Here is a 14,028-nt window from a genome sequence, read left to right as displayed (position 1 = left end):
AGGGAATGAACATGACGCCGATCGTCAAGTCGATTCTGGACAAATACGAAGCCACCAGCCCGGCCGTGAAGGCCAATCTGGCGCGGATCCTGATGCAGGGGAAGCTGGGCGGCACCGGCAAGCTCATCATCCTGCCGGTCGACCAGGGGTTCGAACACGGCCCGGCGCGCAGCTTCGCGATCAATCCGCCGGCCTATGACCCGCACTATCATTACCAGTTGGCGATCGACGCGGGCCTGTCCGCCTATGCCGCGCCGCTGGGGATGCTGGAGGCGGGCGCCGACACGTTCGCGGGGCAGATCCCGACGATCCTGAAGGTCAACAGTTCGAACAGCTGGGCGACGCAGATCGCGCAGGCGCAGACCGGCAGCGTCGAGGACGCGCTGCGGCTGGGCTGTGCGGCGATCGGCTTCACCATCTATCCGGGGTCGGACGATATCTTCGCGGCGATGGAGCAGATCCGCGAACTGCGCGAGGAAGCGGCGGCCGCCGGCCTCGCCACCGTCATCTGGAGCTATCCGCGCGGCGGCAAGCTCAGCAAGGACGGTGAGTTGGCGCTGGACGTCGGCGCCTATGCCGCGCACATGGCCGCGCTGCTGGGAGCGCATATCATCAAGGTGAAGTTGCCGAGCGCGCATATCGAGCAGGGCGACGCGAAGAAGAGCTACGAGGGCACCGACTGGTCGAAGCAGTCGGACCGCGTCCGCCACGTCGTCCAGTCGAGCTTCGCCGGCCGGCGGATCGTGGTCTTCTCGGGCGGGGCGGCCAAGGGCGCCGACGCGGTATACCAGGATGCGCGCGACATCCGCGACGGCGGCGGCAACGGCTCGATCATCGGGCGCAACACCTTCCAGCGCGAGCGCGGCGAGGCGCTGGCGATGCTCGACAAGCTGGTGTCCATCTACAAGGGCGAGGAATAAGCGGGACGGGCGCCCGCTCTCCGTCAGCGGGGAGGGGCGCCCGCTTCCGTCCGCCGGGCAAACCCGCTAACCGGGCCGGATGATCGACGATCCCCTCGGCCCCCTCGACCCCGATTTCGCGGCTTCCTTCCAGCGCGACGACCGGCGCCCGCCGTGCCAGCTGTACGTGATCTCGCCGCTGGACGTCGGCGGCGGCTTTCCCGACCGGCTCGCCCGCGCGCTGGATGCCGGGCCGGTCGCGGCGTTCCAGTTCCGCGTCAAGGACGTGGACCAGCATAGCGCCGCGCGGCTGGCCGAGCCGCTCCAGCGGATCTGCGCCGACCGCGAGGTGGCGTTCATCGTCAACGACAGCGTCAGCCTGGCCAAGCGACTGGGCGCGGACGGGGTGCACCTGGGGCAGGAGGACGGCGACGCGCGCGAGGCGCGCGTGGTGCTGGGGCCGGAGGTTCAGATCGGCGTCACCTGCCACGACAGCCGCCACCTGGCGATGGAAGCGGGCGAGGCGGGCGCCGATTATGTCGCGTTCGGCGCCTTCTATCCCACCGGCACGAAGACGGTTCAGCATCGCCCGGAGCCGGTGATCCTGTCGTGGTGGAGCGCGCTGTTCGAACTGCCGAGCGTCGCGATCGGCGGGATCACCCCCGACAATGCCGCGCCGCTGATCGCCGCGGGCGCGGATTTCATCGCCGCTAGCCATGCGATCTGGGGCGGGGACGAAGCGGCCGCGATCAAGGCCTTCGCCGCGGTGCTGGACGGGCGACGCGGATAGCCACGGACCCGGACGCGCCCGGCCGCGTTGTTTCGGCACCGAAATACGAGAGGTGCCCGTGAAGCGTATTGCCGCCGCCGCCCTGATCCTGGCCACCGCACCGGCGGTGGCGCAGACGTCCGCCCCCGCAGCCAGCCCGGCGATCGACCCGGCGGTGCTGCGGATGCAGGTCGTGCTCGACAAGTTGGGGTTCGGCCCCGGCATCATCGACGGGCGCGGCGGCCAGTCGCTCACCAATGCGATCAAGGGGTTTCAGGAAAGCCGCGGGCTGCGCGTGACCGGCACGCCGGATGCCGCGACGCTGGCGGCGCTGCGCCCCTACGCCGGGGTGCGCCCGACGATCGAGGTGACGCTGGACCGCGACGCGATGCGTGGCCCCTATGTCTCGGTTATTCCCAAGGATTACGCGGAGCAGGCCAAGCTGCCGTCGATGGCGTATCGCCGCCCGCTGGAGAAGCTGGCGGAGCGGTTCCACACCACCCCGCAGGTGCTGGCGCAGCTGAACCCGGGGGTGACGACGATCGCGCCGGGCACCAAGATCACGGTGCCCAATACCTTCCCGACCTCGCGCGCCTATCCGGCGGACGCGACGCCGGCATGGCGCGCGACGCTCGCCTCGCTCAACGTCGAGGCCAAGGTGCCGCAGGCGGCGAAGATCGTGGTCGACAAGTCCGACGGCATCCTGCGCGTGCTGGATGGCGAGGGGCGGCTGGTCGCGCAATATACCGCGACGATCGGATCGTCGCGCGATCCGCTGCCGCTGGGCAACTGGAAGGTGCTGCACGTCTCGCCCAACCCCGACTGGAAGATGAATCCGAAGATCCTGAAGGGCGTTCCCGACAGCAAGCAGGCGCAGATCATTCCGCCGGGGCCGAACAACCCGGTCGGCGTGGTGTGGATCGACCTCAGCAAGGAGCATTACGGCATCCACGGCACCAGCGAGCCGCAGCAGATCGGCCGCGCGCAGTCGAACGGCTGTGTCCGGCTGACCAACTGGGACGCCGCGCGGGTGGCGTTGATGGTGAAGGGCGGAACGCCGGTGCTGTTCCAGGCGTGACATGACGCGGCTGGGCTGGTCGATCCTGGCGCTGATCCTGCTGGCGGCGGCGGGGTTCGCCAGCCTGTTGTCGTTCGGACGTTCGCGGGTGACGGCGCCGGAGCGGGTTGCGAGCGAGCCGGCGGCGCCGGTGCCGGTGAGCGGTGACGCGCGGCTCATCGTCCCCGTGGCCGGCATCGCGCGCGATCATCTGGCCGACAGCTGGGGGCAGGAGCGCGGCGGCGGCACGCGCGCGCATCATGCGATCGACATCATGGCGCCGGTCGGCACCCCGGTGCGCGCGGCGGCGGCGGGGCGGATCGAGAAACTGTTCGACAGCCGCGACGGCGGGCTGACCATCTATCAGCGCAGCGCCGATGGCCGCACCGTCTATTATTATGCGCACCTGGCGGGATATCGCCGCGATCTGGCGGAGGGGCAGGTGGTGCGCGCGGGCGAGCCGATCGCGGCGGTCGGCGCGACCGGCAATGCCGATCCCGGCGCGCCGCACCTGCATTTCTCGGTCAAGCGGATGCGGCCGGGCGAGCATTGGTGGCAGGGGCAGGAGGTGAACCCCTATCCGCTGCTTGCCGGATCGCGCGGCCTTCGCTAGATCGCCGCCACCCGGCCGCCGGGGATTCCCCGTGCGGTCCAGCTCTTTTCCATAGGCGAAGCCCCATGAAGATCAGCGGCGTGGACATCCGTCCCGGCAACATCATCGAATACGAAGGCGGCATCTGGCGCGCGGTCAAGATCCAGCACACGCAGCCCGGCAAGGGCGGCGCGTACATGCAGGTCGAGCTGAAGAACCTGCGCGACGGCCGCAAGAACAACGTCCGCTTCCGTTCCGCCGAGACGGTCGAGCGCGTCCGGCTGGACACCAAGGATTTCCAGTTCCTGTTCGCCGAGGGCGACAGCCTGGTGTTCATGGACAAGGAAACCTACGACCAGGTTACGTTGCCGCGCGACCTGCTGGGCGATGCCGCCGCCTTCCTACAGGACGGCATGGACGTGGTGATGGAACTCTATGACGAGGAAGCCATCAGCGTGCAGTTGCCCGACACGATCGAGGCGACGATCGTCGAGGCCGATGCGGTGGTGAAGGGGCAGACCGCCTCGTCCAGCTACAAGCCCGCGGTGCTCGACAATGGCGTGCGCGTGATGGTGCCGCCGCATATCGCCAGCGGGACGCGGATCGTCGTCGACGTGTACGAACAGACCTACGTCCGGCGCGCGGACTGAGACGAGGCGGACGAGTCACATAGCGACGCTATGTGTCCGATCCGCCGGCCCGGCCAGCGCCCGTAGCGCGACTGACGACGCGGGCTTGGCCCGCGGCGGGTGTTGATAGAGGCTCGCTCCGCCACGGACGAGCGAATGAAGTAGATGTCGTCTGCGGGGCGGGTATGCCGTCGACGACTGCCCCTCTCCCCGACCCTCTCCCCGCTGGGGAGAGGGAGAAGGAATTGATATGCCATCCCATTCCGGCCTGTTCACCGTCATCGAGCGCGCCGCGCGCAAGGCCGCGCCGCGGCTGCGCCGCGATTTCAACGAGGTTCAGCACCTCCAGGTCAGCCGCAAGGGGCCAGCGGACTTCGTCAGCCAGGCCGACCAGCGCGCCGAGCAGACGCTGTACGAGGAACTGTCCAAGGCACGGCCCGACTGGGGCTTCGTGATGGAGGAGCGCGGCAATGTGGAGGGCGACCCCAACAAGCCGCGCTTCATCATCGACCCGCTCGACGGCACGTCGAACTTCCTCCACGGCATCCCGCATTTCTGCATTTCGATCGCGGTCGAGGAGCCGATGCCCAACGGCAAGCGCGAGATCACGACCGCGCTGGTCTATCAGCCGCTGACCGACGAAAGCTTCTGGGCCGAGAAGGGCCGCGGCGCGTGGTTGCAGGACCAGCGGCTGCGCGTATCGTCGCGGCGCGAGCCGTCGGAGGCGCTGATCGCCACCGGCATCCCGTTCATGGGGCATGGCGACTTCGCGCAATGGACGCGCATCTTCGGCGCGGTGGCGCCGCAGGTGGCGGGCATCCGCCGGCTGGGCGCGGCGGCGCTGGATCTGGCATGGGTCGCGGCGGGCCGGTTCGACGGTTACTGGGAAAGCGACCTGAAGATCTGGGACGTTGCGGCGGGGATGCTGCTGGTGAAGGAAGCCGGTGGGTTCGTCACCGATTTCCGCGGCGGCGACCGCGCGATCGAGCGCAATGAATTCCTGGCGGCGAACGACGCGATGCATTCGAAGCTGCACAAGATGGTGGCGCAGGCACTGCGTTGACGGCGCGGCCCCGGCGGGTGACGGGGCGGCGCCGGAGCGTTCTTCCTGCGATTCATTCTCACGGTTCGCGGCCTTGCCCCTCCACGGGCGGCGTCCTAAAGCGTCCCCGTCCTTTCTCGCATCTGCGAGAGAAGCCACGAGAGAGCCTATAGTGGTCGATCTGTCGCAATATCTTCCGATCCTCCTGTTCCTGGGGGTGGCGCTGGCGCTGTCGTCGGCGTTCGTGTTCCTGCCGATGGCGGTCGCGAAGCTGACCGGCGCGTCGAAGCCGACGCCGGAGAAGCTGGCCGAGTACGAATGCGGCTTCCCCGCGTTCGAGGACAGCCGCTCGCAGTTCGACGTGCGCTTCTACCTCGTCGCGATCCTGTTCATCATCTTCGATCTGGAAGCGGCGTTCCTGTATCCGTGGGCGGTCAGCGTCTTCTCGCTGGGCTGGACCGCGTGGATCAGCATGATGATCTTCATTGCCGAGCTGGCGCTCGGCCTGGTGTATGCGTGGAAGAAGGGAGCGCTGGAATGGGAGTAGAACTGGCCCACCAGCCGTCGGGACAAGGCGTGATCGCCCCCGACCAGGCGTTCTTCGACGGCCTGAACGGCGAACTGACCGACAAGGGGTTCCTGGTCACGTCGACCGAGGAGCTGTTCCAGTGGGCGCGCACCGGATCGCTGTGGTGGATGACGTTCGGGCTGGCGTGCTGCGCCGTGGAGATGATCCACGTCAACATGCCGCGCTACGACATGGAGCGGTTCGGCGCCGCGCCGCGCGCATCGCCGCGCCAGTCGGACGTGATGATCGTCGCGGGTACGCTGTGCAACAAGATGGCGCCCGCGCTGCGCCGCGTGTACGACCAGATGTCCGAGCCGAAGTACGTGATCTCGATGGGATCGTGCGCCAACGGCGGCGGCTATTACCACTATAGCTACAGCGTCGTGCGCGGGTGCGACCGGATCGTGCCGGTCGACATCTACGTCCCCGGCTGTCCGCCGACCGCCGAGGCGCTGCTGTACGGCGTGATGCAGCTGCAGCGGAAGATCCGCCGCGCTGGGAGCATCGAACGGTGAGGGCGCCGGCACCCGCCTGGGCCGCGAGCCTGAACGAGGCGACGATCGAGGCCGCGCGCCGCGCGATCGGCGCTGCGCTGACCGACGCGGTCGAGGTGGCGGGCGAGGTGCAGCTGCACGTCACCCGCGACGGGCTGGTCGCCGCGATGACCGCGCTGCGCGATACGCCGGGGCTGGAATATCAGCAGCTGATGGAGATCGCCGGCGTCGACTATCCCGATCGCGCGGAGCGGTTCGAGGTCGTCTATTGCCTGCTGTCGCTGACGCGCAATCACCGCCTGCACGTCCATGTCCCCGCGACCGAGGACACGCCGGTACCGTCGGTCACCGGGCTGTGGCCGGTCGCCGGCTGGCTGGAGCGCGAGGTGTACGACATGTTCGGGGTGCTGTTCGCGGGCAACCGCGACCTGCGCCGCATCCTGACCGACTACGGTTTCCGCGGGCATCCGTTCCGCAAGGACTTCCCGCTGACCGGCTATACCGAGCTGCGTTATTCGGAAGAGCAGAAGCGCGTCGTGTACGAGCCGGTGAAGCTGGCGCAGGATTTCCGCACCTTCGACTTCATGAGCCCGTGGGAAGGCGCCGAATACGTGCTGCCGGGCGATGAAAAGGCGAAGCTGCCCGAGGCGAAGGGTGCGCCCTCGCCGGTGACGGCGACGCAGGTGCAGAAGGCCGATGCCGTGGCATCGGACAAGGCCGCGCCGCCGGCGCCCAGCGAACCCTATGCGAAGAAGGATGCGGAGGGCACCGCCGACACCGGCGCGGGCAAGCCGCACCCTCATGCCGGGGAGGGGAACGAGAAGTGACCGACCTTGCACGCGATCCCGCGATCGACAAGATCGCGCACGTGACCGACGCCGACCACCCGGAAGCGGGCGACGTCGCGATCCAGAACTACACGATCAACTTCGGGCCGCAGCACCCGGCCGCGCACGGCGTGCTGCGGCTGGTGATGGAGCTGGACGGCGAGATCGTCGAGCGGATCGACCCGCACGTCGGACTGCTGCACCGCGGCACCGAAAAGCTGATCGAATACAAGACCTATGCGCAGGCGATCCCCTATTTCGACCGCCTCGATTACTGCTCGCCGCTGTGCATGGAGCACAGCTTCGTGCTGGCGATCGAGAAGCTGCTCGACCTGGAGGTGCCGGTCCGCGCGCAGTACCTGCGCGTGTTCTTCGCCGAGCTGACGCGCATCTGCAATCACATGCTGAACCTGGGGTCGCATGTCATGGACGTCGGCGCGATGACGCCGAACCTGTGGCTGTTCGAGATCCGTGAGGATTGCATGGGCTTCCTGGAGCGCGCGTCGGGCGCGCGGATGCACCACAATTACCTGCGCCCGGGCGGCGTCCACCAGGACGTGCCGCTGAAGCTGCTGACCGATATCGGCGACTGGCTGGACACGCGCCTGCCGCGCCTGTTCGAGGATGCGATCAGCCTGGTCGCGGACAACCGCATCTTCAAGCAGCGCAACGTCGACATCGCCACCGTCAGCCGCGAGGATGCGATCGCCTGGGGCTTCTCCGGCCCGATGATTCGCGCCGCGGGCGTGCCGTGGGACCTGCGCAAGTCGCAGCCGTACGACGTCTATGCGAAGATGGACTTCGACGTGCCGGTGGGGACGCGCGGCGACTGCTACGACCGGTTCATGGTGCGCGTCGAGGAAGTGCGCCAGTCGGCACGCATCATGCGACAGTGCCTGAACGAGATGCCGGAAGGGCCGATCGCCTCGCTCGATCGCAAGGTCGTGCCGCCCAAGCGCGCCGAGATGAAGAGCTCGATGGAGGCGCTGATCCATCACTTCAAGCTGTATACCGAGGGCTATCACGTCCCCGCCGGCGAAGTGTATGTCGCGACAGAAAGCCCCAAGGGCGAGTTCGGCGTGTATCTGGTCAGCGACGGCAGCAACAAGCCGTATCGCTGCAAGATCCGCCCGACCGCGTTCAGCCACCTGCAGGCGATGGACTTCATGAGCCGCGGGCACATGCTGGCCGATACCACCGCCATCCTGGGCGCGATGGACATCGTGTTCGGGGAGTGCGACCGGTGAGCGCGCCGACGCAGGCCGATCGCGTGGCGATCGCGCGCGAGATGATCGCGCATTACAACGCGCAGGACGCCGACGCTTATGTCGCGCTGATGACCGAGGATGCGTGCGAGGCGGGCTATCGCGGCGTGGTGCTGCGCGACGGGCGCGAGGGCGTGCGGTCGGGGCTGGCGGCTATGTTCGCGCAATATCCGCAGAACCGCGCCGAGATCGTCGCGGACTATGCGCTGGGCGATACCGTCCTGCTGCACGAGAAGGTCGAGCGTGCGCCGGGCGGCGAGGCGTTCGAGGTCATGTCCATTTATTCGTTCGAGGGCGACAAGGTGTCGCGCGTGGAGTTCATCCGATAATGGCCGATGCCGCCATCATCCCCGACGAGGCCGAGGTGCGCGCGCGCTGGGGTGCGTTCGCCTGGACCGAGGAAAACGAGCGCAAGGCGAAGGAAGTCCTCGCCCGCTATCCCAAGGGCCGCGAGCAGTCCGGTTCGATCCCGCTGCTCGACCTGGCCCAGCGGCAGGTCGGTGCGGAGACGCAGACGCAGGGGTGGCTGCCCGTGCCGGTGATCGAATATGTCGCCCGCTACATCGGCGTGCCGTACATGCGCGTGTACGAGGTCGCGACCTTCTACACGATGTTCAACCTGGCGCCGGTCGGCCGCTATCACGTGCAGGTGTGCGGGACGACGCCGTGCATGCTGCGCGGATCCGACGACGTGTTCGCGGCGTGCAAGAACAAGGGGCTGATCAAGGGGAAGACCACCCCCGATGGCCTGTTCACGCTGACCGAGGTCGAGTGCATGGGCAATTGCGCCAGCGCGCCGATGGTGCAGGTGAACGACGACAATTACGAGGATCTCGACTACGACCGCACGGTCGCGATCCTGGAGGCGCTGGAGCGCGGCGAGACGCCGAAGCCGGGCACGCAGGAGCCGGGGCGCCACACCGTCGAGCCGAAGGGCGGCGCCACGTCGCTGACCGCGATGGTGGCCGAAAACCACGATTATCGCGGCGAATGGGGCAACACCGCGCAGGGAGCGGACGCATGAGCCTGCTCGACAAGGATCGCATCTTCACCAACCTGTACGGCTATCAGTCGTGGCGGCTGGACGCGGCGATGGCGCGTGGCGACTGGGACAATACCAAGGCGCTGCTGGAACTGGGCCAGGACAAGATCATCGACGTCATCAAGGCGTCGGGTCTGCGCGGGCGCGGCGGGGCGGGGTTCCCGACCGGCACGAAATGGTCGTTCATGCCCAAGGAGCCGAAGCCGGACCGGCCGAACTTCCTGGTCATCAACGCCGACGAATCCGAGCCGGGTTCGTGCAAGGACCGCGAGATCATCCGCCACGATCCGCACAAGCTGATCGAGGGTGCGCTGGTCGCGGGCTTCGCGATGCGCGCGCGGGCGGCGTATATCTACATCCGCGGCGAATATATCCGCGAGGCCGAGACGCTGTTCGCGGCGGTGGCTGAGGCGTATGACAAGGGGCTGGTGGGCAAGAACGCCTGCGGTTCGGGCTATGACTTCGACGTATTCGTCCACCGCGGCGCGGGCGCGTACATCTGCGGTGAAGAGACCGCGATGCTCGAAAGCCTGGAGGGCAAGAAGGGCCAGCCGCGGCTGAAGCCGCCGTTCCCGGCGGGCGCGGGGCTGTACGGCTGCCCGACGACGGTCAACAACGTCGAATCGATCGCGGTCGCGCCGACGATCCTGCGTCGCGGCGCGGAATGGTTCTCCAGCTTCGGCGCGGAGAATAACCGCGGCACCAAGCTGTTCCAGATCAGCGGGCACGTGAACACGCCCTGCGTGGTCGAGGAAGCGATGAGCATCCCGTTCCGCGAGCTGATCGAGAAGCATTGCGGCGGCATCCGCGGCGGGTGGGATAATCTGCTGGCGGTGATACCGGGCGGATCGTCGGTGCCGCTGGTGCCGGCGAAGGACATCATCGACGCGCCGATGGATTTCGACGGGCTGAAGGCGGTCGGTTCCGGCCTGGGCACCGCGGCGATCATCGTCATGGACAAGTCGACCGACGTCGTCCGCGCGATCGCGCGCCTGTCGTACTTCTACAAGCACGAAAGCTGCGGCCAGTGCACCCCGTGCCGTGAAGGCACCGGCTGGATGTGGCGCGTGATGGAGCGGCTGCGCACCGGCGATGCCGACATCAGCGAGATCGACATGCTCCAGCAGGTCACCAAGCAGGTCGAGGGCCATTCGATCTGCGCGCTGGGCGACGCGGCGGCGTGGCCGATCCAGGGACTGATCCGCCATTTCCGCCCGGAGCTGGAACGCCGCATCACGGAACGGGGGGGAGACCTTTCCCCCATGCAGGAAGCTGCCGAATAATGCCCAAGGTCAAAGTCGACGGTATCGAGGTCGAGGTGCCCGCGGGTGCCACGGTGCTTCAGGCGTGCGAGGCCGCGGGGAAGGAAATCCCGCGCTTCTGCTATCACGAGCGGCTGTCGATCGCCGGGAATTGCCGCATGTGCCTGGTCGAGGTGAAGCCCGGACCGCCCAAGCCGCAGGCGAGTTGCGCGCTGCCGGCGGCGGAGAATCAGGAAATCTTCACCAACACGCCGATGGTGAAGCACGCCCGCGAGGGCATCATGGAATTCCTGCTCATCAATCACCCGCTCGATTGCCCGATCTGCGATCAGGGCGGCGAGTGCGACCTGCAGGACCAGTCGGTCGCCTATGGCCGCGGACATTCGCGCTTCGCCGAGAACAAGCGCGCGGTGACCGAGAAGTACATGGGCCCGATCGTCAAGACGGTCATGACCCGCTGCATCCAGTGCACGCGCTGCATCCGCTTCGCCGAGGAAGTCGCCGGCGTGGAGGAGATCGGCGCGATCTATCGCGGCGAGAACATGCAGATCACCTCCTATCTGGAGGAAGCGGTCACGTCCGAGCTGTCGGGCAATGTTGTGGACCTGTGTCCGGTCGGCGCGCTGACCAGCAAGCCCTATGCCTTCGAGGCGCGGCCGTGGGAGCTGAAGAAGACGCTGTCGATCGACGTCATGGACGCGGTGGGCACCAACATCCGCCTCGACAGCCGCGGGCGGCAGGTGCTGCGCTGCGTGCCGCGCGTCAACGACGACGTGAACGAGGAATGGGCCAGCGACAAGACCCGCCACGCGGTCGACGGGCTGGTGCGCCGGCGGCTCGACCGGCCTTATGTGCGCCGCGACGGCAAGCTGGTGGCGACGACCTGGGACGAGGCGTTCGCGGCGATCGCGGCGGTCGATCACGGGGGCAGCATCGCGGCGGTCGCGGGCGACCTGGTTGATTGCGAGACGATGTTCGCGGCCAAGGCGCTGCTGAAGGAATTCGGCTCGACGCTGCTCGAAGGGCGGCAGACGGGCATGGATTACGACACGTCCAGCCTGGCGGCGGTCAATTTCAACACCACGATCGCGGGCACCGAGAATGCCGACGCGATCCTGCTGGTGGGCACCAACCTGCGCTGGGAAGCGCCGCTGGTGAACACGCGCATCCGCAAGGCGATCAAGAAGGGCGCGAAGGTCTTCGCGGTCGGGCCGGAGACGGACCTGACCTACAAGGTCGAGTGGCTGGGCGCGGACCTGTCGGTGCTCAACGCGCTTCCCGACGCGGTGACCGAGGCGTTCGGCAAGGCCGAGCGGCCGATGGTGATCGTCGGCGGCGGCGCGCTGAAGGGCGCGCATGGCGCGGCGCTGGCGCTGGTCGACACGCTGGGGCTGGTGAAGGACGCCGCCTCGACAGGCTCGGGACAGGGCTGGAACGGCTTCAACGTCGTCCACATGGCCGCCAGCCGGATGGGCGGGCTGATGCTCGGCTATGCGCAGAAGGCCGGGATTTCCGCGCTGCACGACGCGAAGCTGACGTTCTTCCTGGGCGCGGACGAATGCGATTTCGCGGCGTTCGGCGGGTTCAAGGTCTATGTCGGCCACCATGGCGACAAGGGCGCGCACCATGCCGACGTGATCCTGCCGGGCGCCAGCTATGCCGAGAAGTCGGGTACCTGGGTCAATCTGGAAGGCCGGGTCCAGCGCGGCGAGCGCGCGGTGTTCCCGCCGGGTGACGCGCGCGAGGACTGGACGATCTTCCGCGCGCTGAGCGAGCGGATGGGCAAGACGCTGGCGTTCGACACGCTGGGCGAATTGCGCGCCGCGATGGCGCTCGACTGCGCCGATCTGGCCGAGCCGGGCCTGGTGACGTTCCCGTGGAGCGCGCCGTCGCTGGCATCGACGGCCGAGGGCGTGATGCAGGGCTATCCGATCAAGGACTTCTATCTCACCAACGCGATCTGCCGCGCATCGCCGACGATGCAGCGGTGTTCGGCGGAATTGCTCCACGGTGAGACCTTCGCGGAGGCAGCGGAGTGACCGCGTTCTTCAACACCACCGTCGGGTTGCCCTATGGCTTCGCCTGGTTCCTGGCGACGATCATCGGCATCCTGCTGATCGCGCTGCCGCTGATGCTGGCGGTCGCGATGATCATCTATGCCGATCGCAAGATCTGGGCGGCGATGGCGCTGCGGCGCGGGCCGAACGTCGTCGGCCCGTTCGGGCTGCTGCAGTCGTTCGCGGACGGGCTGAAGGTCTTCCTTCAGGAAACGATCGTCCCGGCCGCGTCGAACAAGGCGCTGTTCCTGCTGGCACCGATCATCACCTTCACGGTCGCGCTGATCGTCTGGGCGGTTGTGCCGTTCCAGGTCGGGGTGGTGCTGGCCGACATCAACGTCGGGCTGCTCTACGTCCTCGCGGCGTCGTCGCTGGGGGTGTACGGCATCATCCTGGCGGGTTGGGCGTCGAACTCGAAATATCCCTTCTTCTCCGCGATCCGCGCGGCGGCGCAGATGGTCAGCTATGAGGTCGCGATCGGCTTCGTCATCATCTCGGTGGTGATGTGGGCGGGATCGTTCAACCTGACCGCGATCGTCGAGGCGCAGAAGGGGTTGTACGGCTTCGTCAACGGCTTCGGCTTCAACCCGCTGCTGTTCCCGATGGCGGTGGTGTTCCTGATCTCCGCGCTGGCGGAGACGCAGCGCGCGCCGTTCGACCTGACCGAGGCGGAGAGCGAACTGGTCGCCGGCTACCAGACGGAATATTCGTCGATGGCGTTCGCGCTCTACTGGCTGGGCGAATATGCCAACGTGCTGCTGATGTGCGCGCTGAACGCGACATTGTTCTGGGGCGGATACCTGCCGCCGTTCGACTGGGCGCCGCTGTACGTCGTGCCGGGGATCATCTGGCTGTTCGCCAAGATCCTGTTCTTCTTCTTCGTATTCTCGTGGATCAAGGCGACGGTGCCGCGCTACCGCTACGACCAGCTGATGCGGCTGGGGTGGAAGGTGTTCCTGCCGTTGTCGCTGTTCTGGGTCTTCCTGGTGTCGGGCGTCCTCATGTTGATGCGCGTGGGAGTGTAAGATGGGTATCGCATCCACGATCAAGGCGTTCACGCTCTGGGAGTTCGTGAAGGCACATGCGCTGACGCTGAAGTATTTCTTCAAGCCAAAGGCGACGATCAACTATCCGTACGAGAAGAACCCGCTGAGCCCGCGCTTCCGCGGCGAGCATGCGCTGCGCCGTTATCCCAACGGCGAGGAACGCTGCATCGCGTGCAAGCTGTGCGAAGCGGTGTGCCCGGCGCAGGCGATCACGATCGAGGCCGAGCCGCGCGACGACGGCAGCCGCCGCACGACCCGCTACGACATCGACATGACCAAGTGCATCTATTGCGGGCTGTGCCAGGAAGCGTGCCCGGTCGACGCGATCGTCGAGGGGCCGAACCTGGATTTCGCGACCGAGACGCGCGAGGAGCTGATCTACGACAAGGCCAAGTTGCTCGACAACGGCGACCGTTGGGAAAGCGCGATCGCGGCGAACCTTGCCGCCGACGCGCCGTACCGGTAGGCGCTCGCGTGGG

16 protein-coding genes are annotated in these 14,028 nt (G+C 67.3%); all 16 read left to right on the top strand.

The features are described from left to right. The first annotated feature begins 5 nt into the window (after nucleotides 1-5). The 16 genes from COA07_RS04145 (at nucleotide 6) to nuoI (ending at nucleotide 14,015) form a co-directional block, all read left to right on the top strand. The gene (locus tag COA07_RS04145; protein WP_066707190.1) at nucleotides 6-920 is read left to right on the top strand and encodes a class I fructose-bisphosphate aldolase; all 915 of its coding nucleotides are present in this window, start codon (nucleotides 6-8) and stop codon (nucleotides 918-920) included. A gap of 79 nt (nucleotides 921-999) precedes the next feature. Beyond that, a complete protein-coding gene (gene thiE, locus COA07_RS04140) occupies nucleotides 1,000-1,689 on the top strand; it encodes a thiamine phosphate synthase (RefSeq protein ID WP_066707188.1) in 690 nt (229 codons plus the stop codon). 58 nt (nucleotides 1,690-1,747) lie between these two features. Then, complete coding sequence (locus COA07_RS04135; RefSeq protein ID WP_245841990.1) at nucleotides 1,748-2,746, top strand: L,D-transpeptidase family protein; 999 nt, start codon at nucleotides 1,748-1,750, stop codon at nucleotides 2,744-2,746. A gap of 1 nt (nucleotide 2,747) precedes the next feature. Beyond that, nucleotides 2,748-3,338, top strand: coding sequence for a M23 family metallopeptidase (locus COA07_RS04130; protein WP_066707185.1), 591 nt, complete (start codon nucleotides 2,748-2,750; stop codon nucleotides 3,336-3,338). Nucleotides 3,339-3,403: 65 nt separating this feature from the next. Next, nucleotides 3,404-3,967, top strand: coding sequence for an elongation factor P (efp, locus tag COA07_RS04125; RefSeq protein ID WP_066486720.1), 564 nt, complete (start codon nucleotides 3,404-3,406; stop codon nucleotides 3,965-3,967). 229 nt (nucleotides 3,968-4,196) lie between these two features. Next, nucleotides 4,197-5,009, top strand: a complete 813-nt coding sequence (locus COA07_RS04120; protein WP_066707182.1) for an inositol monophosphatase family protein — start codon at nucleotides 4,197-4,199, stop codon at nucleotides 5,007-5,009. Nucleotides 5,010-5,160: 151 nt separating this feature from the next. Further along, nucleotides 5,161-5,535, top strand: coding sequence for an NADH-quinone oxidoreductase subunit A (locus tag COA07_RS04115; RefSeq protein WP_066707179.1), 375 nt, complete (start codon nucleotides 5,161-5,163; stop codon nucleotides 5,533-5,535). Further along, nucleotides 5,526-6,071, top strand: a complete 546-nt coding sequence (locus tag COA07_RS04110) for a NuoB/complex I 20 kDa subunit family protein (protein ID WP_066486725.1) — start codon at nucleotides 5,526-5,528, stop codon at nucleotides 6,069-6,071. Before COA07_RS04115 ends, COA07_RS04110 begins: the two co-directional genes overlap by 10 nt. After that, nucleotides 6,068-6,877: an NADH-quinone oxidoreductase subunit C gene (locus COA07_RS04105; protein WP_066707175.1), complete on the top strand. Its 810-nt coding sequence runs from the start codon at nucleotides 6,068-6,070 to the stop codon at nucleotides 6,875-6,877. Before COA07_RS04110 ends, COA07_RS04105 begins: the two co-directional genes overlap by 4 nt. Before the next feature lie 32 nt (nucleotides 6,878-6,909). Next, nucleotides 6,910-8,124, top strand: a complete 1,215-nt coding sequence (locus COA07_RS04100; protein ID WP_174525788.1) for an NADH-quinone oxidoreductase subunit D — start codon at nucleotides 6,910-6,912, stop codon at nucleotides 8,122-8,124. A gap of 41 nt (nucleotides 8,125-8,165) precedes the next feature. Further along, complete coding sequence (locus tag COA07_RS04095) at nucleotides 8,166-8,471, top strand: nuclear transport factor 2 family protein (RefSeq protein WP_066707208.1); 306 nt, start codon at nucleotides 8,166-8,168, stop codon at nucleotides 8,469-8,471. Beyond that, nucleotides 8,471-9,166, top strand: a complete 696-nt coding sequence (locus COA07_RS04090) for a complex I 24 kDa subunit family protein (protein WP_066707172.1) — start codon at nucleotides 8,471-8,473, stop codon at nucleotides 9,164-9,166. Before COA07_RS04095 ends, COA07_RS04090 begins: the two co-directional genes overlap by 1 nt. Continuing rightward, nucleotides 9,163-10,467 carry an NADH-quinone oxidoreductase subunit NuoF gene (gene nuoF, locus COA07_RS04085; protein ID WP_096640463.1) on the top strand — a complete coding sequence of 435 codons (1,305 nt, stop codon included), beginning with the start codon at nucleotides 9,163-9,165 and terminating at the stop codon, nucleotides 10,465-10,467. The genes COA07_RS04090 and nuoF overlap by 4 nt, the downstream gene beginning before the upstream one ends. Beyond that, a complete protein-coding gene (nuoG, locus tag COA07_RS04080; protein WP_066707166.1) occupies nucleotides 10,467-12,485 on the top strand; it encodes an NADH-quinone oxidoreductase subunit NuoG in 2,019 nt (672 codons plus the stop codon). Before nuoF ends, nuoG begins: the two co-directional genes overlap by 1 nt. After that, nucleotides 12,482-13,528 (top strand): NADH-quinone oxidoreductase subunit NuoH, encoded by a 1,047-nt coding sequence (gene nuoH / locus COA07_RS04075; protein WP_066486739.1) that lies wholly within the window; start codon nucleotides 12,482-12,484, stop codon nucleotides 13,526-13,528. Before nuoG ends, nuoH begins: the two co-directional genes overlap by 4 nt. A 1-nt stretch (nucleotide 13,529) precedes the next feature. After that, complete coding sequence (nuoI, locus tag COA07_RS04070) at nucleotides 13,530-14,015, top strand: NADH-quinone oxidoreductase subunit NuoI (RefSeq protein WP_066707162.1); 486 nt, start codon at nucleotides 13,530-13,532, stop codon at nucleotides 14,013-14,015. Nucleotides 14,016-14,028 lie beyond the last annotated feature (13 nt).

The organism is Sphingomonas adhaesiva, from assembly GCF_002374855.1.
Taxonomy (GTDB): domain Bacteria; phylum Pseudomonadota; class Alphaproteobacteria; order Sphingomonadales; family Sphingomonadaceae; genus Sphingomonas; species Sphingomonas adhaesiva.
This window is presented reverse-complemented; position numbering and strand designations above follow the sequence as displayed.